This window comes from Gemmiger formicilis, assembly GCF_016901605.1.
GTDB classification, from domain to species: Bacteria; Bacillota; Clostridia; order Oscillospirales; family Ruminococcaceae; genus Gemmiger; species Gemmiger formicilis_B.
Map to the genome: position 1 here is coordinate 1 of NZ_JACJKP010000469.1, position 416 is coordinate 416.

Consider the following 416-nt stretch of genomic DNA (forward strand, 5'->3'; position numbering starts at 1 on the left):
GGAGGAATTGTCGTTTACTTTTGGCTGTATGGCTTCGTCTTAAGATTTTATGCCGTAGCCGGGCAGGGTCATCCAGTGGCGGCCTCCCGGTTCGATCCAGAATCCGCTTTTGGCCCCGAAGGTATGAATGCCGTGCTGCAGCAAAGTGGAGAGTAGTTCTTCCAGTTCGGGGCGGTCACAGTGCAGGTGTCCGGCGTCCACCACCAGCAGTACGTCGGCTTCGTGGGCGGCCGCAGCCCGCTGCAGGTCAGAAATACCCGGCCGCATCGAAAGGGGGCAGTCTTCGGTACCGGCCTGGGCATACAATTCCTCCACACAGGGCCAGCGCAGTTTGCGCAAAGCCCGGCGGCACAAAAGGACCTGCTGCTGTAAGGTCAGGTCGCTGTTTTGGGCTTCCTGTATAAAACAAATGGCCC

1 protein-coding gene is annotated in these 416 nt (G+C 58.7%); it reads right to left on the reverse strand.

The window, feature by feature from the left end; genetic code table 11:
• Nucleotides 1–39: 39 nt before the first annotated feature.
• Nucleotides 40–416: hypothetical protein (locus H6B10_RS15485; RefSeq protein WP_204652361.1), on the reverse strand; the 377-nt coding region annotated here is incomplete at its 5' end.